Raw genomic sequence first — 22,768 nt, forward strand, 5'->3', positions numbered from 1 at the left:
CCGCGGAAGGCGCTGGGGTGCAATGAAACTCACGACAAATCTGCTCGCGCTCGCGGTGACGGGATGCGCGCTCGGAGGTTGCGCACTCGATCCGTCGGCCATTACGGTCCCGGGCACGGGCCGTGGCGACGGTTATCGGGTGCATGTCGAGTTCGCCAATGCGCTGAATCTGCCGGGGCGGGCGAAGGTGATGGCCAACGGTGTACAGGTCGGTGATCTCGCCATGGTGAGGCTGGTGAATCCCGCGGCCGCCGCCCCAGGCCATGTGATCGCGGACGTCGATATCGATCGCGCGGTGAAACTCCCCACCGTCACCACCGCACAGCTGCGGCAGAACACCCTGCTGGGTGATGTTTTCATCGAGCTGAGCACCCCACCGAACGGATTCGACAAAACCATCGCCGACGGCGGCACCATCCCGATCACACAGACGAAACCAGCCGTACAGGTCGAAGACGTCATGGCAGGCCTGGCGACATTCGTTCAGGGCGGCGCGGTGCAGCAGTTCCAGGATCTGGTGAATCGCATGAATGCGGTGTTGCCCGAACAGCCCGCCGACAGTGCTCATATCGCTCAGGTCATCGGTGCCGATTTCACCGACGTCGCAAGGAATCTCGGCGAGGTCGACAACTTCCTCGACGGTATGGAAGCCAACGTGGCGATGGTGCTCGACCGCGATCGAGAACTGGCCGGACTACTGAATGAGCAGGGCGCTACACACGTCACATCGGCGCTGCAATCGCTGATCCTCGTGCTCGGGCTGACCGGTGCAACGGGCGACATCGTGCACGCCCTGACCTGGATGACGCCGCTGGTGACGGCGGGCGACGCCGCCGCAAAAGCATTGGTGCCCTTGCTGTTCACCGATCGGCCACTGGACTTGAACGCCCCATCGAACCTCAACCGACTCGTATCACTGCTTCGCGACCGGATCATCCCGTTCGTCGAGCACGGGCCCAAAGTCGACATCACCGCTGTCGACACCGGAAACGGGGTCCCCATACCGGATCAAACCAGTCGGATCATCGACACCATGCGCATGATCGGAGCCGTGCGGTGAAATCACGAATTCTCGGTCCCGCAATATCATTGACGAGCATCGCGGCGGTAGCGGTGATCGCCCTGGCGTATCTCATGTTCGAGGTAGTCGGCGTCGACTTTGCCAGCTATGCCAAATTGACGATGACGCTGAACAATTCGGGCAGCCTGGGTCCGGAGTCACCGGTATTGCTGTCCGGGGTCCGGGTTGGAAAGGTCGTCTCCGTGCGCAACGGCGACGATGGCGTTCAGGTCAGCATGCGGGTCCGCGACGATTACCACATCCCGGTGGCCAGCACGGTCACCATCGAAAACCTTTCCGCGCTTGGCGAACCACAGGTTCGATTCACGCCCGTAAAAGGCGGCTCCGCCCCGTATCTGCGCGACGGACAGCACATCGACACCAGGGCCATCCGGATGCCGACCTCGATACCCGAGGTGGCCAGGCAGGTGACCCACCTGATGGAACAGCTGGACCCACAGGCGATCGGTGACCTCGTCGACACCTTCAACCGAGGGCTGGCGGGCACCGATGTCATCGTGCCGCAGCTGGCTCGATCGACCAGCCTGCTCGCCGCTACTCTGCTGGCCCGCACCGATGCGATACACAGCATGCTCACCGACCTGCAGGCATTGGGTGCGGATATGGATTGGACAGGTCCGGCGATGAGTGCTGCCGCGCCGGGCTGGAACCAGGTCGGAGCATCGGCGGACAATCTCTCGCGAGCCATCGAGAGACTCGTCCGGATCGGACGGATGCCGGACATGTATGTCCAAGGTAGCGGCCTCATCCCGTTCTTCGCCGAATTCACCGACGACCTCGAGCAGATGGGCCCCGACCTGGCGAAGCTGGTGCCGGTGCTGACGCCGTTGACGATGCATGCGGCCGGACAGCTGAGCCGCGTCGACCTCAGTGCACTGATTTCGCAAGCACTCGCCGAAACCGGTGACGGTGCCTTGCGTTTGCAGATCAACGTCAAATAGCAACACCACTAGGAGGAGTGCCCATGACACTTGATGTCAATGATCGAATCGACGAAGAAACGACAACTGACAAACCGGTACGGGCAGCCGACCGATCCGTAGCTGGTAGGCGGGCATCGGGGACGGTATCGATTCGGTTTTCCGCAATTGTCCTCGGTGCCGCGATCATCGCTCTGGTGGCGGCCACGGGGGTATTCGCCGCGCTGTGGCTTTCGGCTCGCGGTGATCTCAGTGACCGCGAGGCCGCAGCCGCCGCCGACCGCCATGCCGAGCAAGTCGCCACCGATTACGCGGTCGGCGCCTCCACCATCAACTTCCAGGACTACAACGCGTGGGTCGCCAAGCTGAAGGCGAACACCAGTGCGCAGCTGGCGAACAAATTCGATGCCACCGCACCGAAACTGCAGGAAATCCTGGTGCCGTTGAAATGGTCCTCGACCGCGACCCCGATCAGTGCCGTGGTCACCTCCGACACCGGCGGCGTGTACAAGGTGAACGTCTTCCTGAACGTCAACTCCACCAACGCCCAGACCCCGGATGGCGGCCAAACGACGGTGACCTACAACGTCACCGTCGATTCGGGCGCGGGATGGAAAATTACCGATGTCGGCGGCATGGACGGCGCCCTACCGCTGAAGTGAAACCTATTTCTGTTGCTGGAAGAGATTATCGAGATGCTCCTCCAACGTGGTCATATGGAATGACGGCGCAAACGCTGCGACCGTATTCTCCGACGCTTCGGAGCCGTGGCTGTCCCAGTAACGAACCAGCGGAATGATCGAGGAGAATCGGTGTCCACGCCAGCGGAAATAGGGTAAAGCGGCCAGGAACAGGTAGTAGGTGGGGAACCGCGGCAACGCTTTGACCGTGCGGCCCGCCGCTGTCGTCAGCAATTGCTCGACATCATTGACGGCGTAACTTCGTGGTGCGACGAAGTCGATGGCACCATTCAATATGTGGCCCTTACACACCAACTCTCGCACGATGAACGGGGCTACATCTTTCTGGCTCACGTAGCTGATGCGGCGCGACCTGTCGATAGGCAACAAGAATGTTCCCTTGCGGAGCAAATTCAGCCGCGGGTCGAAAACATCTTCCATATAAGAGCCGCATCGCAGCACGCTGTGCGCGACGCCGCTGACCGCCAACAGGCGTTCGACCTCGAACTTGGCATCGAGCACACCGACACCCGTATTCCGGTCTGCTCCGAGCGCAGATGTGTAGATCAGGTGCTTCAGCCGTGCCGCCCTGGCACCGGCGATAACAGCTTTCGCTGCCTCGAACTCCGTCGAAGGGTCATTCCGTCGTGCCATCGGCGTCAAGAAGAACGCCGCCTCCGCGCCGTCGACTGCCCGCGCGACATCATCGGGGTTCATCATGCTGCCGCCGACGATGATCGCTTCGGGATAGCGACGCGCCAGGGCCTCGGCATCGCGGGCCAGGAGCCGAACAGTGACTCCTTGTGCCAGTAGGCCGTGTACGAAGACTTCGGCCACATCGCCTGTACAACCGATCGCGGCAACGGTTTTCCTCGGCTCGCCCATTTCGATCAGCTTTGCGTGACGAGGCCGTGAACCTTCTTCGGCGATTTGTGAATCACTAGCCATTCGTGCCAGCGCGACGGATCGCCGATGACCTGCCAGATCTGGTCGGGACTTGCCTGGAAGGTGGCGCTGGATTGAACGGTACGCATGCGATTCTCCTGTTTTCGGGACGCTCGCGAGCTCACGCCGCGACGGTTTCGTCGCGCGGACTCGGACGAGTTAATTCGGCTACAGCGTATCCGAATTGAGTTGTGAGTGCCAGGAATGATCGAACGGTGTTGCGATACTCTGTACGAAATCAGTTGGAGCTCACGGCATCCGCGGCCGCGTTACGGTGGTGAACGAGGCCCGCGACGAGCAGTTGCAGACCGAAGTGGAACTCACTTTCCAGGGTCTGCTTCGGTAGGCACTCGGCGACGGCCAGCGTGGCGGGGAACCGCGCGGGATCGAGTTGGCGATAGAGCGCGGTGATGGCGGCCGGCTCGATATTGGCTTCGGTGTTGTGGCCCTGCAGCTGTGCGGCGAATCCGACCGCGTAGCGCGCCAAGGTGACATAAACGAGCGAAGCGGACTCCGGTGGAAACCCATTGGCGAGCAGCATGGCCAGGACGCGCTCGCGTAAGGCGAGGGCGTTGGGGCCGATGGGCACCTGTTCGATGAGCAGGGGTGCGATCCCGCGGTGACGGTGCAGGACCCCGAAAATGGCCTCCGCGGCGGCGATACATGCGCGCTGCCAGTCGCCGTCGGACGCGTCGTCCTCGATTTCGACCTCGCCGAGCACCCAGTCGACTACGTGGCCGATGAGCTCGGCGCGATTGGCGACCGCTCGATAGAGCACCGCCGTGCCGGAGTCGAGACGTTGGGCGAGCGTGCGCATCGTCAGCGCATCGGCCCCTTCCTCATCGACAATGCGCAGCGCGGTGGTCACGATGCGCTCGAAGGGGACGCGTGGACGGCCCGGGGAGCGGCGAGCCGGAGTCTCGGCGGCGTCTGAATCGGCTGTGGTCACACTCGCATTGTTGCGCATCGACGGGCTGGACACTCGATCAGTATATATCGGTAACGATGTCGCCATTATCACTTGACCTGCGGTCATATACCGGTAACACTGTAACCATTATGGGTAGACGAGAAGCCGATGACTACATCGACCCCGATTCGCGCTTCGCGATGGTCGAGGGCCACAACATCCACTACAAGCGGGCCGGAACGGGGTCCGCGGTGCTACTCCTGCATGGCAGCGGCTCCTCGCTGCACTGTTTCGACCACGTGGCCGCGGCATTGTCGTCGTCGTTCGATGTGATTCGTCCGGATCTGCCCGGCTTCGGCCTCACCGGCCCGCGCGCGGATCGGGACTACCGGATACAGGCGTACGCCAAGACAGTCGCCGCCTTCTTGGACTCGATCGCGGTCACCGAGGTCGCGGTGGTGGGCAATTCACTCGGCGGCAACATCGCCTGGAACTTCGCGCTGAATTACCCGCAGCGGGTCGAGCGACTGGTGTTGATCAATGCCACCGGCTACCCGGGTAAATCGTTGCCATTGGCAATGCGCCTGGCGCGTAACCCGATCGGTCGGTTCTTGATGCGGCATTTGGCATCTCGCTCGGCCACCGAACGCAATCTGCGCTCGGCGGTGGGTTCGCGCCCCTCGGTGGTGGACGACGCCATGGTCGACCGGGTGCACGCGATGCTGACCCGGCCCGGCAATCAGCAGGCGTTCATCGACTTCGCCAACACCGACCAGGTAGATCGCACCGCCGAGATTCCAGCCATCGCGGCGCCCACGCTGGTGCTGCGCAGCGCGTCCATCGACGGACAGCATTTCACTCGCGATATCCCCGGCAGCCTCGAACAGGTTCACCCCGGCGGTGGTCATCTGCTACCCGACGAAGATCCGGAGTGGGTGGCCAGCGCGGTGCTGAGCTTTTTGACGGCCGAGGCGATTTCGCCGAAGAAGGAGCAGCGATGAAGTATTTCGTGGTGCGTGGTGAGACCCGCCAGCTGAACCAGGCCACGCGTGCCGACCTGCGCGGTGACTTTATCGAATGCGGCGACGGCATCACCCATTACGAGGTCGGCGGACCCGCCGAAGGCGAGACTGTCGTATTCGCGGGCGGTATGACTGTCCCGCTGTTCTATTGGGATCAACTCGTCGGCGAGCTGCAGTCGCGCGGATTCCGCACCGTCACCTACAGCGCCTACGGACGCGGCTATTCCGATCGGGTGCAGGCGACTTACGATCAGGCGCTGTTCGTGCGGCAACTGGCCGACCTCACCGAGCGCTTGGGCCTCACCGAACGCTTCCACCTCGTCGGAACATCATTGGGTGCGCTGGTGAGTATGGCCTTCGCGCAGCAGTACACCGACCGCATCGCCACCTTGACGTTGGCTGGTCCCGCCGGGCTGCAGTCCGCCCCTGCCGCTGCCGCCTTGCTGCGGCGCGAGAAGCTGGGCGCCGTCCTGGCAAAGCGACTGGGCAGCAGGATGCTCGACCGGCACTTGGCACACAATGTCCGGGATCCGCTGCAGTCCGCGGCGCTTGCGGCGATGGTGCGCGAGAGCTACCAGTTCGAAGGTTCGATTTACTCCCTGGCCGCCACCATGGCCGACTTTCCACTGTCCGGCCGTCAGGATCTCTACCGGCAATCCGGGACCCTGCCGATCCCGAGAATGCTGCTGTGGGGCGATGAAGACCAAGTCACCCCGATCACGAACTACGACGAGGTATGCGCGTTGCTCGCGCCTGTCGAATCGCACATCATCGCGCCCTGCGGGCACATGGTGCCTTACGAGGAGCCCGCTCAGATGAGTCGCCGGTTCGCCGCGTTTATCGATGCTGCCAAGAAAGAGTCGTCACGATGAAGACAGAGCCGAAGCCCGAACCGATCGACGTGCTCGTCGCGGGCGCCGGGCCGACCGGTACCGCCTTGGCGATCGATCTGACCCGCCGCGGACTTGCGGTGCGGATCATCGACAAAGCCGCGCGCTCGTTCGAGGGTTCGCGCGCCAAGGGAGTCCAGCCGCGCAGCCTGGAGGTGCTCGAGGACTTGGGCGTCCTCGACGATATCCTCGCCGGTGGAGCCACCTACCCGCCGTTGGGTATCCACGCCGGTCCGCTGACACTTCCCTGGCATATGATTTCCCGCAACAAGGTGACATCCGATGTGCCGCACCCGAATACCTGGTTGATTCCCCAGTTCCGTACCGACGCCGCGCTGCGCGATGGGCTCCTGCGGATGGGCGTGGCCGTCGAAAAGAACTGTGAACTGGTCGGATTCGAGCAATACCCGGATGCGGTCGTGGCTACGGTCTCGGGTCCCGACGGTGTCGAGGAGATCTGCGCTCGCTACCTTGTCGGCGCCGACGGTGCGGCGAGCACGGTCCGCAAAACAGCGGGCATCGGGTTCGAAGGCAAGACCGACGAGGCCGATCGGGTGATCATCGTCGATGCCGTGGTGGACGGTCTTTCCCGGGACCGCTGGCATGTGTGGCCGCGTCCGGGTGGTCGGTTCGTCGGTGCGTGCCCCATACCGCACTCCGATCGGTTTCAGGTGATGATCCGCCTGCAAAAGGGGGAGGAGCCTGCTCTCGACGAGGCCGATCTCGATGCGCGGTTGCGCGCTCAAACCGGCGAGAAGGGCCTGCGCTTGACGCGGATCAGCTGGAAGTCGGTGTTTCGCCCGAACATTCGGCTGGCTGAACGGTACCGGTTGGGCCGGGTATTCATCGCCGGTGATGCCGCTCATGTACATCCCCCGGCGGGTGCGCAAGGGCTCAACACCGGTCTGCAGGATGCCTATAACCTGGGCTGGAAACTGGGTCAGGTGCTCGCTGGTGCGCCGGACAGTTTGCTCGACAGCTATGAGGCCGAGCGGCAGCCGATCGCGGCCGGGGTGTTGGGCTTGGCGACCAAAAAGTACGAGGGCTTGGCCAAATTGGACCCGTCGTCGATCAAGCGCGGTGATGACGAACGCCAGCTCGGCCTCCATTACCGCGGCGGCCCACTGGGTATGGCCGATGCCGAACGAACCGCGACGCTGCGCGTCGGCGACCGGGCTCCGGATGCGAAACTGCTGAACGCGGCCGGGGGAGTGCAGCGCCTTTTCGATCTCTTTTCCGGACCGCATTTCACCGCGATCGCCTACGGCGCGTCGGCGGCTGAGGAACTGGCCACATTGCCGTGGCCGAAGGCTGGCGCGGAACTGAGAACGGTCGCCGTGAACGGCGGAGATCACATCGACAGCGATGTGGTGCTCGCCGACATCACCGGTTCCTTTGCCCAAATCTACGGTCTGACAGATTCCACACTTCTGTTGATCCGCCCCGACGGTTACGTCGGCTCCATCGCGACTACCGAGATGACTCGGTTGACTCTGGCATGTGCCGCTGCGATGACTCCGGCCGCCGACACTCCTGCCGTACCCGAGGTCGGGAGGAAGGCGTGACCCGCGACCACGTCCTGCGCGGAACTGACCTCTCACGGATCGGCCAGCTTCCGCCGTCCACTGCTCAGCACAGGTCGGGCGGTCGCCGTCGGCATCGCTGAGGGCGTTCAGCAAGTTTGGAAATGCGATGTGGCATCTGATGGTCGATCTCGGTATCGGTTCACCATTGCATTTCATTGCCTCCCGCGAGGCGGCCGTAACCTTCGCGCGGGAGGCTATCCGGGGAGGTTGGGCCCGGGCGGTCGCAGTCGATGATCAGGTGGACCAAAGCTATCCGGCGATGCCGTGCCAATGCCTGTTTTCGCTACCGAGCGTGAACACGGCGGGCTTGTTCTAGCGAAACGCGTTGCTGCCCCGGGCGAATTGTCGCACCGGGGCAGCATTTCGGCTGTGTTGTCAATGCGAGCGTCGGCGGTGCTCGGCCAGACTGTCCAGCCCGAAATCCGAACGAGGATTGCGCCAGACCGAATGTGCGTGGTTGGCGTCACGCTGGGTGTTGTCGTACTCGATGAGCAGATCCGGGCCCTGGATACGGTAGTAATGGGGTTCCCCGCACTCGAGGCCGCCTGCCCAGCCGAAATGGATCTCGTCGAGTACGTCGTCGACCGCATAGTGCGCGGCGTGAGCATCCGCGAGCGCGCTCGGTGCCCGACCGCTGTACAGCGCGATCAGATTTCGCAGAATGTGGCGCTGTTCTGGATCGAGGTCGCGCGCGGACAAGCCAGCAGGGGGAACGGAGATGGCCATGGCGCGGTGGTCGGCCTCGGTGTATCCGCTGGCCGCTTCGGCGCGCCGGTCGACATCGTCGACCAGAGCCCGCAGCGCCGGGTCGGGGAATCGGCCGCGCCACAAATCCTGCATATGCATCATCGTGTCGCCGTCGGCGATGATCGGCCGGTTTCCGGAGACGATGTCCGAGATCGCGCTCTTGTGCAAGAGCGCCACGTGGTAGCGGTCGGAGTCCAGCGATCGTGCCAATTGCCGCGCTGCCTCTTCTGGTCCGCCCAGCGGCCGCAGCGCCGAACCGAGCAATGCGGTACTGGCCGGATCGGCTCCGATGAAGCACGGCGTCGTCGAGACGAGGCGGCCGCCGACGATGAGGTTGTTGAGCGAGATGTGGTGGCCCCCGAAGCGCCATGCCCAGACCGGGTCGCCCGGTCGGCCGAATAGTCTGACCCAGTAGAGGCCGGGATCCCGGCCGCGTTCCCGTCCCCAGTGGACGTGCCATCCTTCGACCTGATCGAGAACATTCTCCAAGCCCATCACCGTGGCGACCGTGGCATATCCGGCCTCGGACAAACCCGACGCGACCAGTTGCATCGCCAGGCTTTGCTGGCGTGCGGTCTGGTCGCGGAGGGCGAGTCCACCGTGGTCGGTCGGGGTGTAGAACCAGCGAAGGCGTTCGGCCTCCGCGTCCGGAGCCAGTGGGGAGGCGAACTGCGCCCGAACTCGCTGTTCGATGCTGAGGGTCGAAAGCCACGCGGACGCGCGGTCGGCCATGTCGGTGGCGATCAGCTCGCGCACGCCGATGTCGGTGGCTTTATTCGGCGACATCGATCATGACTTTGATGGCGTTTTCTCGTCGTTCGGCGTAGGTGTCGAAAGCCTCGGCGATGTGCTCGAGCGGGAAATGATGTGTCACCAGGTCGTTGGTTGACAGTCGGCCGCGGGATGCCAATGACAGGGCCCTGGCTACCGACCCGGCACCCTCGCCGCGGACGGTGTGGATCGATATTCCGTTCATGACAGCGTGATTGAGGTCGGCAGATACCGGCTGTTCGAAGAACCCCGCTAAAACCACCTTGCCGGAGCGCTTGGCCATGTGGATTGCGTCATCGACCGCGCTCGCAGCGCCGGAGCACTCGACGACGATATCGGCGCCGCGGCCGCCGGTAGCATCGCGGACCGCGGCGACGGCGTCTTCGACGCGGACGTTGAACAGGTGATCGGCCCCGAACTGCTTACCGATTTCCAGCCGATCGGGTCGGGTGCCGGCGAGGGTCACAAGATCTGCCCCTAGCTGGCGGGCAACCTGTACCGCCAACAACCCGATGGGGCCGGGGCCGATCACCGCGACGGTGGCGCCGACCAGCAGCGAATCGAGCACGTCGTAAGCGTGCATCACGGTGCCCGCGGTGGTCAGCATGACCGCCGAGTCGAAGTCGATGGCATCGGGCAGCCGATACAGCGTCGAGACGTGGTTGACGACATATTCGGCGAAGCCGCCGTTGACCGTCATGCCCAGTGTGCGATGACCCTTGGCCGTGTTCCCGTAGTTCAAGCAGTCCGTATAGGAACCGGACAGGCAGTTGACGCAGCGCATGCAACCCCGATGAGCCTCGGTGACAACACGATCGCCGACGGCGAATTCGTCGACGGCACTGCCGACCGCTGCCACGACACCGGCGTACTCGTGGCCGGGAACGAATGTGCCCGGCGCCGGTCCCGCGCCGCCGAAGAAGCGTCGGCTACGGACCTTGAGGTCGGTGCCGCACAACGACGCTCGGTGCACCCGCACGAGAACATCTTCCGGCCCCGGGTGGGGCACCGGCAAAGTTGTGGTCTCGATAATTCCCGGCTCGCCGATTACGGCCGCGAGCATCGTATCCGGAATGGACACAACAGCGCCTTTCGTTGGGTATTCATTATATTATCGGGAGGCTACGGGAAGAAAAACTAGTTTTCCAAGTGTCATTTCGGATCAGTCGCGGAGTTTCCTCTCGATCGGTCGGCTGACCTGGGTGTATAAGTTTGCCCTATAGGGAACATAGATTATTCGTATTAGGTGTGCTCACCCTTGTGATGTACGGTTTCGAACATATGTGAATAGCGGATTCGTGAAAAAGGCAGGATAGTCATCGGTCCTGCGGTCGAGGAGTAAACATTGGATCTTGGGATTGGCGGCAGAACAGCACTGGTGCTGGGCGGCGGCGGTGGACTCGGAGGTGCGATCGCGGAAAGACTCGCGGCCGAGGGCGCTAACGCGGTCGTCGCGGATATCCATCCCGCAGCCGCCGAAGCACGCCGCGACGCGATCGTTGCCGCCGGTGGCCGGGCCATAGCGCTTGCCTGGGATATCGCTGACCTCGATGTCATCGAAGGCAATACCGCCGCGATCGAGCAGAGCTTCGGTCCGGTCGACATCTTGGTGAACAACACCGGTGGGCCCGCACCCGCACCGGTCCTCGGCCAGCCCCCCGCGCTGTGGCTCGACAATTTCCGTTCCATGGTGCTGTCGGTGATCGCGATCAGTGACCGACTCGTCCCCGGTATGCAGGCACGAGGGTGGGGGCGCGTCATCACCAGCACCAGCTCGGGGGTCATCGCCCCCCTTCCCAACCTCGGCATGTCCAACAGCCTTCGTGCCGCATTGCTCGGTTGGTCCAAGACGCTGGCCCGTGAGGTGGCCGCGGACGGGGTCACCTGCAACGTCGTCGTGCCGGGACGCATCGGCACCCAGCGCGTCGAGCGTCTCGACCAGATCAAGGCCGAGGCGCAGGGCAAAACCGTCGAACAGATCGCCGCAGATAGTGCGGCCACCATCCCGATCGGCCGCTACGGCGACCCGCATGAGTACGCGTCGACCGTGGCGTTCCTGGCGAGCGGCGCAGCGTCCTACATCACCGGTTCGGTGGTGCGCGTCGATGGCGGGCTCATTCCCAGTCTCTGATCCCGAAACACTACAGCCACAAGGACTTCAGCCATGGCCCTGCTCACTCGCGAGGCAAAGGGCGTCTTCGCCATTTCGCCCACACCCTTCGACGAGGAAGGCGCGGTGGACTTCGATTCGCTGTGCCGACTCGTCGATTTCTACGAATCGGTCGGTGTCACCGGAATTACCCTGCTCGGCCAGATGGGTGAGGCGCCGAAACTCGCGCAGCACGAAGCGATAGAAATCGTGAGCCGGGTACTGCGGCGGACCCAGCTCCCAGTGGTTGTCGGCGTATCCGCCCCGGGCTACGCGGCGATGCGCGAACTCACCTCCGAAGTCATGGCGGCCGGGGCAGCGGGTGTCATGGTCGCACCGCCCAACACATTGCGCACCGACGATCAGATCGTGGGCTATTACGAGGGCGTCGCGGCAGCGCTCGGCGACTCGGTTCCCCTTGTCGTGCAGGACTATCCGTTGTCGTTCTCGGTCGTCATGAGCGCCCCGGTCATAGCACGCATTGCCCGTGCCGTACCCAGCTATGTGATGCTGAAGCACGAGGACTGGCCGGGGCTGGAGAAAATCAGTGCACTGCGCAACCTCGAAGCCGACGGTGCAATGCCGCGGATCTCTATCCTGTGCGGTAACGGGGGGCTCTTCCTCGATTTCGAGGTCGAGCGCACGGCTGACGGTGCCATGACCGGATATTGCTTTCCGGAAATGTTGGTCGACGTGGTCGATTATGCCGCTGCTGGCAGTATCGAGGAAAGCCATGACATCTTCGACGCCCACCTACCGCTATTGCGGTACGAACAGCAACCGGGTATCGGCCTGGCCGTACGCAAGTACGTCATGATGCGGCGCGGGCTGCTCACCTCCGATACTCAGCGCGCACCGGCTGGCATATTGTCGAACCGAGCACGGGCGGAAATCGACTATCTGCTCGCGCGGCTCGGTCGCCGAGACAGCCGCGTCAAACTGGTCAAGTGATCCTTTTCGCTGCATATCCCAGCGCCGGTAACGTCATCTGATGCGACTGCGTCAGCTCGAGTATTTTCTCGCCGTCTGGGAAAGCGGGTCGTTCAGCGCCGCCGCGGCGCGGCTGTATGTCTCGCAGCCGTCGCTGTCCCAGCAGATACGCCTGCTGGAGAAAGAACTCGGCGCGGCATTGCTCGAACGCGGACCACATGGTCTTGCCCTCACACCGGCCGGACGCGTCTTCCTGCCCAAGGCGCAGCGTGTATTGCGGGCCGCTGAGGAAGCGGCGGACGCGGTACATCAGGTTGTCGAGGGGCGAAGCGGCGACGTGCACGTGCTCACCGTGCGGTCGGTCGCCTCCGGAATACTGCCCCCGAGCGCGGTACGGTGGCACGCGCTTTTCCCGACCGCCGTCCTTCGGGTGCACGACTTCTCGCATCGGCGTGCGCTCGAGGACGCTGTTCGCAGTGGCCAGGGCGATATCGCGGTCGGCCCACGGCCCGACCCATGGGACGGACCGGTCGTATCACTCGGTTACGAGGAGATGGTGCTGGTCGGCCCGGCGGGAGGAGATACGGGTTCCTCGGTGGGACCGGAGGAACTCGCCGCTGCCGATTGGATCCTCTACGAGCCCGAGCAGGGCATGAGTGAAATCGCCGACCGGATAGCCAGCAGCCTCGGATTCACCCCTCGTGCCGTGGCTCGCACCGGGCAGGTGACCGCCGCCCTGCTGTTCGCGATGGAAGGCCTCGGCGTAGCACTTGTGCCCAATAATGTCGTCCCCGGCGGCTGGGTACAGCACACCAGGCGGATCGGCCCCGGGGTCTACCGCGAGATCGTCGCATACAGCCGCAGCGCGCCGACCCAACTGGCGCAACGGTATCGAGACCTGCTCACCTCCCTCGAGCTTCCGCTCACCGAGGCCAGAGACCTTCCGGCAGGGGCGCTGCGCTGTTAGCCCCCGACCGAGTCAATTGGAAGTGCGTTGGTCGGTGCTTTCGGCCCGTCGGTGGACGCGAATGAGACGACCCCGGATCTCGAGGTTTCGGATAGCGGCTATGCGATGTTGGCCACCTTGATGCGCCCCGCGGCATCCGCGCGCAGCTGGTCGGTGACCGCCTTCAATACGGACAGACTGTCCGCCAACTGGTTCCGAGCAGGGCGTGCCGCGGTGTCGACCAGAAGAGGCGGCGAGTTGGTTCAGGGTGGCCTGCAAGTCGGGCGCCTGCGGTTCGGACGGGCGGTCTGTGCACGATGGTCGGCGATAGGCTGGGATTGTCGAAAGGTAAGCGCATGGCGCCCGATGTTCGTGCAACTGCAGAGTGGATCGCCCATCGCTGATGGTCGATGAGGACCCGCTGCGGACCAGCCGTGATGTGAATCTGCCCGTCACGGTCGAGTTGAGCGCGTCTGGATTCGAGGACGCCGAAGAAATCGGACGTGGTGGTTTCGGTGTGGTGTATCGATGCACCCAGGCGGCGCTGGACCGCACGGTAGCGGTCAAGGTGCTGACCGCGGGGTTGGACGAGGACAGCCAAAGGCGGTTCTTCCGCGAGCAGCGGGCGATGGGGCGGCTGACCGGGCATCCGAACATCGTCACCGTGCTGCAGGTCGGTGTCACCGCCAGCGGGCGGCCCTATCTGGTGATGCCGTATTACCCGTTGGATTCGCTGGACGCGTGGATCCATCGACAGGGGCCGATGCCGGTGCAGACCGTGCTGTGGATCGGAGTGAAGATCGCTGGTGCGCTCGAGAGCGCGCATCGGCTCGGCATCGTGCATCGTGACGTGAAGCCGGGGAACATTCTGCTGACCGACTATGGCGAACCGGCGTTGACCGATTTCGGTATCGCGCATATCGCCGGCGGGTTCGAGACGGCCACGGGCATTTTGACCGCGTCCCCCGCCTTCACCGCCCCCGAGGTACTCGGTGGCGAGACGGCGTCCCCAGCAGCGGACGTCTACGGGCTCGGTGCGACCTTGTTCTGTGCGCTGACCGGGCATGCCGCGTTCGAGCGTCGCAGCGGTGAGCAGATGGTGGCGCAGTTCGTGCGGATCACCAGCCAGCCGGTGCCGGATCTGCGGGATAGCGGTATTCCCGACGACTTATCGGGGCTAGTGGAATCGGCGATGGAGCGGGATCCGCAGGCGCGGCCGTCGGCGGCGGCGTTCGGCGAGGTCATCCGGCAGGTGCAGGACGACCACGGATACCAGGTGGGCGATATGGCCGTCTATGGCACACACGCTGCCGCCCCCGGGCCGCAGGACCAAACGCCACCGCCGCGGGCATCTGCAGAGATCCGCGGTAGCACTGGCGAGTTGCCGCTCGAGCTGACCAGTTTCGTGGACCGTCGTACCGAGACTGCGGAGATCAAGAATCTGCTGTCGGTGTCGCGGCTGGTGACATTGGTGGGAATCGGGGGTGTCGGCAAAACTCGGCTGGCGTTGCGAGTGGCGTCGAATGCTCGACGTGTTGTCGCCGACGGAGTGTGGATGATCGATCTGGCTGACGTGCGGGACCCGGAGTTGCTGATCAACGTTGTGGCGGCTGGCATGGGCCTGCGGGATGACTCGGCCCGGTCGATGCGGCAAGTGCTGGTCGATTTCCTGCGTCCGCGGGAGACGCTGCTTGTTCTGGACAATGGCGAGCAGGTTGTGCAGGCGTTGGCGGGGCTGGTCGAGGAGTTGTTGGTGAGGTGTCCGCAGGTGCGGATTCTTGTCACCAGCCGTGAACCGTTGGACGTCGCGGGGGAAGCGGTGTTGTGGGTGCGGCCGTTGGCGGTTCCGACCTCCGGGGATCCGCTGATGCTGCGGGGCCTGCCCAAATACGATGCGGTGAGTTTGTTCGTCGAGCGCGCCGCGGCGGTCGTGCCGGGATTCGAGGTCACCGAGAAGAACAAGGCCGCGGTGGTCGGGATCTGTTCGCGGCTGGACGGGTTGCCGTTGGCGATCGAGCTGGCGGCGGCGCGGATGCGCGCGATGTCGCCCGAGCAGATCCTGGCCCGGCTGAGCGACCGGTACGCGCTGCTCACTCGCGGCAGTCGCACCGCGCCGAGGCGGCAGCAGACCCTGTGGTGGTGCATCGATTGGAGCTACCAGTTGTGCACGCCGGTCGAGCAGCGGCTGTGGGCTCGGTTGTCGGTGTTCGCCGGCGGTTTCGAACTCGATGCCGCCGAACAGGTGTGCGGCGCCGATATCGCGCCGGAGAATCTGCTGGACGCCTTGTCCTGTCTGGTCGACAAATCGATTGTGAACCGCGACGAAGTGGATGGCGTCGTGCGCTTCCGGATGTTGGAGACCGTGCGCGACTACGGGCGCGAGCAGTTGCAAGAGTCCGGCGAAGACCGGGAGCTGCGTCGACGACAGCGCGACTGGTGCCAGCGGTTGGTGCTGGATTGGGTGGCGGACTGGTTCAGTGACCGCCAGCCCGACTGGCTGGCTCGCCTTGATCGCGAGCAGCCGAATCTGCGGGCTGCCCTCGAGCTCTCCCTCTCCGAGGACAGTGCGGACTCGGCTGATGCCGGGCTGCGCACCGCCAATGCGCTATTCGGGTTCTGGAGCTTTCGGGGTCGGTACGATGAAGGTCGACGGTGGCTCGACCGCGCCCTGGCCAATCCGGACGCGGGCTCGATATACGACCGTGTCAAGGCGCTCGAGGCCGGCGTTGTCATGGCCACGGCGCAGCAGGACCTTCGATCGGCAGCGTCATTGCTGGAGCAGGCGCGCGCCCTCGCCGAGCAGGATCCCACTCCCATGAACCAGGCGCTGATCGCCTACTCCGACGGCATGCTGGCGCTTTATCGAGACGATCCCGCTCGCGCGGTCTCCTTCTTCGAGCGTGCCGTGGAGGCGTTCAGCTCGAATAAGCGAGGGTACCTATACATTTCCGCGTTGATGCTGCTCGGTTGGGCCTTCGCAGCGCAGGGCGATATACCGCGGGCAATCGATTGCAATGAGGAAATACTTTCCATCACCGCGGAATGCGGCGAATCGCTTTATCGGTCGACTGCGCTGTGGGGGTTGGGCATTGCCGCGTGGCTGCAAGGCGAGCGGTCGCGCGCACAACAGTTGCTGCGCGAATCGCTGCGAGTAAACCAGCGCATGCGCAGCCCCGTCGTCGCGGCGCTCGATCTCGAGGCATTGGCCTGGACCTTCGCAGCCGACAACGGTGAGCGCGCCGCCGTGCTGATGGGTGCCGCGGAGAATCTTTTGCGGTCCTCCGCATCGAGGTTTTCCGTCTTCCCGAAGCTGACCAACGTCCACGACGAATACGAGCGCACGGTGCGTAGCGCGCTCGGAGAACGACGATTCGACGCCGCGTTCCGGCGCGGCCAGGCCATGGCGGACAACGCTGCGGTGACCTATGCGCTCGGGGAGCCGCCGACCGCCCCCGCACCCGCTTCCCAACTGCGATTGACCAAGCGCGAACGGCAGGTCGCAGACCTTATTGCCCAGGGACTGACCAATAAGCAGATCGCGACGAAATTGGTGATCTCGCTCCGCACGGCCGAGGGGCATGTGGAACACATCCTGAACAAACTCGGATTCACCTCCCGCGCCCAGATCGCGGCCTGGATCGCCGACGAAGCCCAGCGCGAGAGTTCTTGACCGCATAACTCACTCCGGGGCTGTCCGAGAACTCCGTCGACGCAATCGCGGTCAGGGCCACTCGGCTGCCCGCCGTGGCAAGGACCCGCTCCCGCCCGGCGGGCTCACCCAGGTCCCGCCGTCTGCGCATCTCCCGACCATCCTGCATGCCGCACTGTGTAATCCGGTGTGGTCCTGATGGTGTTCCTTCGTGTCAGAATGCTGCTTCGTCGAGTTCCATGATGCTGGCGTCGATGTCGGAGATCATTGACCATTCGGCGCTCAGGTGCGGTAGCACGGTCTTGGCGAAGAATGACGCCACGGCGATCTTGCCGTCGTAGAAGGCCCGGTCCTGCTCGCCGAGATCGGAATCCAGAGCGGTGAGGGCGATTTCGGCCGCCACGATGAGCCGCCAACCGACGAGGAGATCACCGACAGCGAGCAACAGCGGCACCGCGACCAAGCCGATCTTGTACAGCTGTGTGGGCTGCTCGCGGGCGGCGAGCAGATGCTGGGTCAGTTTGCCCACCATGTCCTGTACGTCTTCGAGGGCGGTGGCGAGCAGGATCTTTTCGGCTTTGAGCCGGTCGCCGTCAGTGGTGGATTCGGTGGTCTCGCGTACCTTGCCTGCCACGTGCGCGAGTGCGACCCCGTGGTCGCGGGCGATCTTGCGGAAGAAGAAGTCTTGCGCCTGGATGGCGGTGGTGCCCTCGTAGAGCGAGTCGATCTTCGAGTCGCGGATGTACTGCTCGATCGGGTAGTCCTGCAGGAAACCCGAGCCCCCGAAGCACTGCAGGGATTCGGTCAGGTACTGATAGCCCCGCTCTGAGCCGACGCCCTTGACGATCGGCAGCAGCAAATCGTTCACACGTGCGGCCAGTTCGGCGTCGGCACCGGAAACATGCTGGGCTGCAACGGTATCCTGGTGGGCGGCGGTGTATAGGTAGATCGCGCGCAGTCCCTCGGCGTAGGCCTTCTGCAGCATCAGCGAGCGCCGCACATCGGGGTGGTGGGTGATGGTCACCTTCGGCGCGTTCTTGTCGGCGCTCTGGATCAGATCACTGCCCTGCACGCGGGTCTTGGCGTACTCGAGGGCGTTGAGGTAGCCGCTGGAGAGAGTGGCGATGGCCTTGGTGCCCACCATCATCCGGGCTTCCTCGATGACCTTGAACATCTGCGCGATACCGTCGTGGACCTCGCCGACGAGATACCCGATGGCTGGTGTGCCATGCCCGCCGAAGGTCAGCTCGCAGGTCGCGGACGCCTTCAAACCCATCTTGTGCTCGAGGTTGGTCACGAAAACACCATTGCGGTCACCGATCTCACCGGTCTGCGGATCGAAGAGGTACTTCGGCACCAAAAACAGGCTCAGCCCCTTGGTGCCGGGGCCTGCGCCCTCGGGGCGGGCGAGGACCTGGTGGAGGGTGTTCTCGAACAGGTCACCGGAGTCGGCGGAGGTGATGAACCGTTTGACGCCCTCGATGTGCCAGGTGCCATCGGGCTGCTGGATCGCCTTGGTGCGCCCGGCGCCGACATCGGAGCCGGCGTCGGGTTCGGTAAGGACCATGGTGGCTCCCCAATTACGTTGCACCGCAAGCTCTGCCCAGCGGCGCTGTTCCTCGGTGCCAATGCTGTGCACGATATCGGCCATGACGGGGCCGCTGAGATACATATACGCCGCAGGCTGAGCGCCGAGCAGGAACTCATTGATCGCCCACATCAGCATTCGCGGGGCGGGTACCCCACCGATCGCCTCGGTCTTGCCGACCCGCCACCATTCACCGTCGTGCCAGGCGTGCACGGATCGCCGCAGCGGTTCGGGCAGTTGCACCGAATGGGTGGCGGGGTCGAACACCGGCGGGTTGCGGTCGGCGACGGCATAGGACTCCGCCACCGGCCCCTCGGCCAGGCGCGCCGCCTCGACCAGCATCGACCGCACGGTCTCGCCGTCGAGGTCACCGAACTGCCCCGACTGCAGGACCGCCTCGAGACCGAGCACCTCGAACAGATTGAACTCGAGATCACGCACGTTGCTTTTGTAATGCCCCACCAGCACTCGCCTTCGCACAGGCCCGGCCTGTAGCCGGGCAAGATGATATGCGCGCCCGCCGACCGCCCGGACATCTCCGGCAGCTCGGGAGCACCACTAAGTTACTCGCCGCTAAGCTACAGTCTGAGCAGGCCAGTCGGCAATAGCCCGAAAAGGTCAGTAAGTTAATGAACGATAAATTTCCGGGAACAGCGCTTACCCTGAATCAGGAGCGGGTGTCGCCGGAGAACGCGATCGCGTCGCCCACAGCCACCAGAGCCTCGACGATGTCACCCCGGCGGCTCAGCCGCGGATTGCGTGCCGCGTCGATGACAACGGTGGTCACGGCCTGAATGAACACTCGCGCCGTCGGTAACGACAGCTCGGGACGCACAGTCTCCAGCATGCGCGCCCAGCGGATGACGCCGTCACGATGCGCTTGCCGGTAGCGCTCGGCCAGGTCCCGCGGCAGATGTGCGACCTCGCTGAGCGTCGTCCCCACCAGATCGGGCTGCTCGACAGCGAAGCGCGCGAAGTAGGACAGCAGCAGCAACAGCGACTGGCGCGGGGTGTCGCCCTCGGTCAACGCTCGCGACGTGTAGAGGCGGATCCACTGATCGTTGCGGTCGATGATCTGGCTGAGCAACTCCGCCTTACCGGCGAAATGGTGATACAGCGCAGGACCGCTCACCCCCACTGCCGCGCCGATGTCTTCGATGCTCACCGCGGCGTACCCGCGCGTATTGAACAACCGCGCGGCCGCGACGATCAACCGTTCCGGTCGCACGCCGCGATCGAATTCGGCATCACCGGTCACCCACCCTGACCGCGCTGCCTGCCGCTCCGCGGCCACGCCGGTCGGTAGCCGGACGTCGATCGTTGCGGCCACAGCCCTGTCGAGCACCTCGGCGAATAGCGGTCCCGGCAGCTCGACCCGGTGGTAGGACGGACTGACCGCGACCGACAGCACACACCAGCTCAGCAATTCCACATCGGCCGGGGCGAGGCCGGGGTGGCGTGCGCGAATCGCGGTGCGCAGATAGCAAGTCAAACGCACCGCACGCGCGAGCACTCCGATGCGATCCGTCGGCAGCAAGTTGCGGAACTCGAGCTGCCATAATCGCGGCAGACCCCGCAATTCCAGCGCGACCCGCACCAACTCGGTCAGCACCGATCTCCCCGAAGGGTCGGCGCTGTGGGCATTGTCGAGCCGCGCCACGGTGACGTCCAGACCATCGAGCAAACAGTGTCCGAGCAGTTGTTGCTTGCTGCGGAAATGTCGATAAAGCGCGGTGGAGGTGATTCCGACCGCCGCAGCGATGTCGGACATCGAGGTGCCGTGATAGCCCTGCCGGGCGAAGGCCTCGCTCGCCGCGCGCACGATCGTAGCGCGACGATCGCGCGGTCGGCGGCGGACGGATGATCGCACGGGCTGGCTGGTGTCCATTACCGACCAGTCTCCCAGGCGGCAACCGCGACTACGACCTCGGCACCGTGCCGTCGGGCATGCCGGCCCCGGCTGGGTGAGCAATCCGCGGCTGCCAGGATGCTCCTAGGGATATCAAGGGGTGGGTTGGGGTTTGTCGGTGGTGATGAGCTGGTAGAGCTCGCGGGCGACGTAGCGTTTGAGTCCCTCGAGCAACCTATCCAGTGAGATCCAGTGCTGCCCAGCCGTCGCAGGCGTCAGGTCCGCAGCGCCTGTCTACTTGGAGCGGTCGTGATGCCCGAGAGTTGGTTGTCGTTACGCAGCAGGATCACCCTCCCGATGGACGCGCCCCCTGAGCGAAACGGACCTACGCGGACGTCACCCCGGCCGGGGTCGCCGGACAGGTATCCCGTCCACACGGCACAAGCCATAGCCGACGTCGCCATGACAGATGTTGCTACAGCTGTTCACTCTGTCCGCCGCAGATAATCGCCGCACCGTTGTGCAGCTCATCACGAAACCACCACTAAGCCTTGACGCGGCTGCGAAATATCGGGAACGCTGTATCCGATATTAGCCTGGGGTAGTAAAAAGGCTCGCCATGCCGGTTGCCGTCGGCGTCAGCACACTCCGCGCCGGCCCGGTGGGCTGCCGACATCGGACCTGGGGTGTTGGATCCGAGCGGCACCGATTGCCGCCCCTACGTGATCGACAGCCGGCAATGTCCAGGCTTACAACAAGGAGGACGGCACCGACCATGACTGAATCGAGTACCAGCGGCGACACCGCGGGCGGCCAGCGGCCACACCCACGGGTGTGGGTCGGCCCGGCGGTGGTGGTCTCATTGCTTATGTCGCTGTTAGCCACGATGTATCTGGCATATGTCGTGGACCCAGCGAAACACATGCACGATTTCCCGGTCGCTGTGGTCAACCAAGACCAAGGCGACATGCTCGGCGGCCACGTCACCAATGTAGGTCAACAGGTCTCCGATGCGCTCGTGGAGCACATACCCGCCGACAAGGTCGACCTGCAGGTTCTCGGCATGGCCGAAACGCAGAAGAAGCTCGATGACGGAACCCTCTACGGTGCCATTGTCATCCCGAGCGACTTCACCCATCGACTGGCGATCTTCAGCGCGGCCAGCGTCGCGTACGACGATGTCAGCCGCCCGACGATCACCGTAATCACCAACCCCCGTGTGGGATCGTTCGCGGCCTCAATGGTGCGCACCATCGCGGAGAACGCAATCGGCCAGACCAACCAAACCATCGGCACGCAGCTCACCACGATGATGCAAACCCAAATTCAATCGGGCAGCCAAGCACCAATGGCCGGTCTCAGTCGGCTGATGCTCGCCGAACCGGTCGAACTCGTAGTCGCCCCAAATCATCCGCTGCCTCCAGGGACAGGAGACGGTTTGGTCGCGTTCCTTTACACCTTGCTAGTGCTGCTAGCCGGATTTACCGGTGCGATGGTGATCAATGGGATGGTGGATTCGTCACTCGGCTTCGCACCGGCCGAACTCGGCCCGTGGTATTCCCACGTTCCTCGGGCACAAATCTCGCGGCTGCGCACCTTGATGCTCAAGTGGAGCATCATGGTCGGCATCGCTCCGATCGTGGCCAGCATCTACATGGGCGTAGCGCACTGGCTGGGGACACCCATCGACCGTCCTTTGGCGCTTTTCTTATACAGCACGATGTCGATTATCGCCGTCGGGGTCACAGCGCTGTCGATCCTCGCTGTATTCGGAACTATGGGGCTGCTTATCAACCTGGTCCTTTTTGTTGTTCTCGGCCTACCTACCTCCGGCGGCACCATTCCAATCGAAGCGATTCCCGAACCACTTGTATGGCTGGCACGCTTAGAACCAATGCACCAGGTATACCTCGGTATTCGCGCCATCTTGCATTTCAATGCCGAAGCCGGTTCGGGCCTTGGTCGCGCGGTTTGGATGACGCTCATCGGACTGACTATCGGCCTCGTGCTCGGCGCCACCGCCACCCGCTATTACGACCACAAAGGACTGCACCGCAAACCGACAGACGCGACGGTCGCGGAAGTCATGGATTCCGTGGCTGCCT

Annotated in this window: 18 protein-coding genes; 11 read left to right on the forward strand and 7 right to left on the reverse strand. The window is 63.9% G+C overall.

Annotation, left to right across the window (positions count from 1 at the left end; translation table 11 throughout):
• Positions 1 to 22: 22 nt before the first annotated feature.
• Genes NA5_RS34505 through NA5_RS34515 form a run of 3 tightly spaced genes read left to right on the forward strand, consistent with a single transcriptional unit; the run spans position 23 to position 2,663 of the window.
• Positions 23 to 1,060, forward strand: a complete 1,038-nt coding sequence (locus NA5_RS34505; protein WP_063813779.1) for an MlaD family protein — start codon at positions 23 to 25, stop codon at positions 1,058 to 1,060.
• Complete coding sequence (locus tag NA5_RS34510) at positions 1,057 to 2,022, forward strand: MlaD family protein (RefSeq protein WP_062993228.1); 966 nt, start codon at positions 1,057 to 1,059, stop codon at positions 2,020 to 2,022. Before NA5_RS34505 ends, NA5_RS34510 begins: the two co-directional genes overlap by 4 nt.
• Before the next feature lie 23 nt (positions 2,023 to 2,045).
• Positions 2,046 to 2,663, forward strand: a complete 618-nt coding sequence (locus tag NA5_RS34515; protein WP_245672557.1) for a hypothetical protein — start codon at positions 2,046 to 2,048, stop codon at positions 2,661 to 2,663.
• 3 nt (positions 2,664 to 2,666) lie between these two features.
• Here NA5_RS34515 and NA5_RS34520 read toward each other — a convergent pair whose 3' ends face one another.
• From NA5_RS34520 to NA5_RS34525, 3 genes are all read right to left on the reverse strand, one after another.
• Entirely contained in the window at positions 2,667 to 3,566 is a 900-nt protein-coding gene (locus tag NA5_RS34520; protein WP_062993229.1) for an SDR family oxidoreductase, read from the reverse strand.
• Between the two features lie 5 nt (positions 3,567 to 3,571).
• Positions 3,572 to 3,715 (reverse strand): SRPBCC family protein, encoded by a 144-nt coding sequence (locus NA5_RS40935; protein WP_157110804.1) that lies wholly within the window; start codon positions 3,713 to 3,715, stop codon positions 3,572 to 3,574.
• A gap of 149 nt (positions 3,716 to 3,864) precedes the next feature.
• Positions 3,865 to 4,575, reverse strand: a complete 711-nt coding sequence (locus NA5_RS34525; protein WP_245672559.1) for a TetR/AcrR family transcriptional regulator — start codon at positions 4,573 to 4,575, stop codon at positions 3,865 to 3,867.
• A gap of 110 nt (positions 4,576 to 4,685) precedes the next feature.
• Between NA5_RS34525 and NA5_RS34530 the strand changes: the two genes are divergently transcribed.
• The 3 genes from NA5_RS34530 to NA5_RS34540 are packed head-to-tail and all read left to right on the forward strand — an operon-like array spanning position 4,686 to position 8,013.
• Positions 4,686 to 5,537 carry an alpha/beta fold hydrolase gene (locus NA5_RS34530; protein ID WP_218020225.1) on the forward strand — a complete coding sequence of 284 codons (852 nt, stop codon included), beginning with the start codon at positions 4,686 to 4,688 and terminating at the stop codon, positions 5,535 to 5,537.
• Complete coding sequence (locus NA5_RS34535; protein WP_062993231.1) at positions 5,534 to 6,430, forward strand: alpha/beta fold hydrolase; 897 nt, start codon at positions 5,534 to 5,536, stop codon at positions 6,428 to 6,430. The genes NA5_RS34530 and NA5_RS34535 overlap by 4 nt, the downstream gene beginning before the upstream one ends.
• Positions 6,427 to 8,013: an FAD-dependent oxidoreductase gene (locus NA5_RS34540; RefSeq protein ID WP_062993232.1), complete on the forward strand. Its 1,587-nt coding sequence runs from the start codon at positions 6,427 to 6,429 to the stop codon at positions 8,011 to 8,013. The genes NA5_RS34535 and NA5_RS34540 overlap by 4 nt, the downstream gene beginning before the upstream one ends.
• Before the next feature lie 396 nt (positions 8,014 to 8,409).
• Here NA5_RS34540 and NA5_RS34550 read toward each other — a convergent pair whose 3' ends face one another.
• Both NA5_RS34550 and NA5_RS34555 read right to left on the reverse strand, forming a co-directional pair.
• Positions 8,410 to 9,567 carry a DUF3500 domain-containing protein gene (locus tag NA5_RS34550; RefSeq protein WP_157110805.1) on the reverse strand — a complete coding sequence of 386 codons (1,158 nt, stop codon included), beginning with the start codon at positions 9,565 to 9,567 and terminating at the stop codon, positions 8,410 to 8,412.
• On the reverse strand, positions 9,554 to 10,633 hold the full coding sequence (locus NA5_RS34555) for a zinc-dependent alcohol dehydrogenase (protein ID WP_062993234.1): 1,080 nt from the start codon (positions 10,631 to 10,633) through the stop codon (positions 9,554 to 9,556). Before NA5_RS34555 ends, NA5_RS34550 begins: the two co-directional genes overlap by 14 nt.
• A 264-nt stretch (positions 10,634 to 10,897) precedes the next feature.
• Between NA5_RS34555 and NA5_RS34560 the strand changes: the two genes are divergently transcribed.
• The 4 genes from NA5_RS34560 (at position 10,898) to NA5_RS34575 (ending at position 17,247) form a co-directional block, all read left to right on the forward strand.
• Complete coding sequence (locus tag NA5_RS34560; RefSeq protein WP_062993235.1) at positions 10,898 to 11,683, forward strand: SDR family oxidoreductase; 786 nt, start codon at positions 10,898 to 10,900, stop codon at positions 11,681 to 11,683.
• A 33-nt stretch (positions 11,684 to 11,716) separates the two neighbouring features.
• The gene (locus tag NA5_RS34565; RefSeq protein ID WP_062993236.1) at positions 11,717 to 12,652 is read left to right on the forward strand and encodes a dihydrodipicolinate synthase family protein; all 936 of its coding nucleotides are present in this window, start codon (positions 11,717 to 11,719) and stop codon (positions 12,650 to 12,652) included.
• A gap of 40 nt (positions 12,653 to 12,692) precedes the next feature.
• Positions 12,693 to 13,598, forward strand: coding sequence for a LysR family transcriptional regulator (locus NA5_RS34570; RefSeq protein WP_062993237.1), 906 nt, complete (start codon positions 12,693 to 12,695; stop codon positions 13,596 to 13,598).
• Positions 13,599 to 13,980: 382 nt separating this feature from the next.
• Complete coding sequence (locus NA5_RS34575) at positions 13,981 to 17,247, forward strand: protein kinase domain-containing protein (RefSeq protein ID WP_062993238.1); 3,267 nt, start codon at positions 13,981 to 13,983, stop codon at positions 17,245 to 17,247.
• A 193-nt stretch (positions 17,248 to 17,440) separates the two neighbouring features.
• Here NA5_RS34575 and NA5_RS34580 read toward each other — a convergent pair whose 3' ends face one another.
• Together NA5_RS34580 and NA5_RS34585 are read right to left on the reverse strand one after the other, a co-directional pair.
• Positions 17,441 to 19,276: an acyl-CoA dehydrogenase gene (locus NA5_RS34580; RefSeq protein WP_062993245.1), complete on the reverse strand. Its 1,836-nt coding sequence runs from the start codon at positions 19,274 to 19,276 to the stop codon at positions 17,441 to 17,443.
• A gap of 205 nt (positions 19,277 to 19,481) precedes the next feature.
• Positions 19,482 to 20,636 carry a TetR/AcrR family transcriptional regulator gene (locus tag NA5_RS34585; RefSeq protein ID WP_169811406.1) on the reverse strand — a complete coding sequence of 385 codons (1,155 nt, stop codon included), beginning with the start codon at positions 20,634 to 20,636 and terminating at the stop codon, positions 19,482 to 19,484.
• An 802-nt stretch (positions 20,637 to 21,438) separates the two neighbouring features.
• On the opposite strand from NA5_RS34585, the gene NA5_RS34590 reads away from it, so the two are divergent.
• Positions 21,439 to 22,768, forward strand: a 1,330-nt coding sequence (locus NA5_RS34590) for a YhgE/Pip domain-containing protein (protein WP_063813771.1), incomplete at its 3' end; no start/stop codon positions are given.

Source organism: Nocardia anaemiae NBRC 100462 (assembly GCF_001612725.1).
GTDB classification, from domain to species: Bacteria; Actinomycetota; Actinomycetes; order Mycobacteriales; family Mycobacteriaceae; genus Nocardia; species Nocardia anaemiae.

What these genes read in the sequence shown, in the direction of transcription:
- NA5_RS34535 (WP_062993231.1), top strand. Translation starts at nt 5,534, where the DNA reads ATGAAGTATTTCGTGGTGCGTGGTGAGACCCGCCAGCTGAACCAGGCC.
- NA5_RS40935 (WP_157110804.1), bottom strand. Translation starts at nt 3,715, where the DNA reads ATGCGTACCGTTCAATCCAGCGCCACCTTCCAGGCAAGTCCCGACCAG.
- NA5_RS34570 (WP_062993237.1), top strand. Translation starts at nt 12,693, where the DNA reads ATGCGACTGCGTCAGCTCGAGTATTTTCTCGCCGTCTGGGAAAGCGGG.
- NA5_RS34505 (WP_063813779.1), top strand. Translation starts at nt 23, where the DNA reads ATGAAACTCACGACAAATCTGCTCGCGCTCGCGGTGACGGGATGCGCG.
- NA5_RS34520 (WP_062993229.1), bottom strand. Translation starts at nt 3,566, where the DNA reads ATGGGCGAGCCGAGGAAAACCGTTGCCGCGATCGGTTGTACAGGCGAT.
- NA5_RS34515 (WP_245672557.1), top strand. Translation starts at nt 2,046, where the DNA reads ATGACACTTGATGTCAATGATCGAATCGACGAAGAAACGACAACTGAC.
- NA5_RS34575 (WP_062993238.1), top strand. Translation starts at nt 13,981, where the DNA reads ATGGTCGATGAGGACCCGCTGCGGACCAGCCGTGATGTGAATCTGCCC.
- NA5_RS34550 (WP_157110805.1), bottom strand. Translation starts at nt 9,567, where the DNA reads ATGTCGCCGAATAAAGCCACCGACATCGGCGTGCGCGAGCTGATCGCC.
- NA5_RS34540 (WP_062993232.1), top strand. Translation starts at nt 6,427, where the DNA reads ATGAAGACAGAGCCGAAGCCCGAACCGATCGACGTGCTCGTCGCGGGC.
- NA5_RS34565 (WP_062993236.1), top strand. Translation starts at nt 11,717, where the DNA reads ATGGCCCTGCTCACTCGCGAGGCAAAGGGCGTCTTCGCCATTTCGCCC.
- NA5_RS34530 (WP_218020225.1), top strand. Translation starts at nt 4,686, where the DNA reads ATGGGTAGACGAGAAGCCGATGACTACATCGACCCCGATTCGCGCTTC.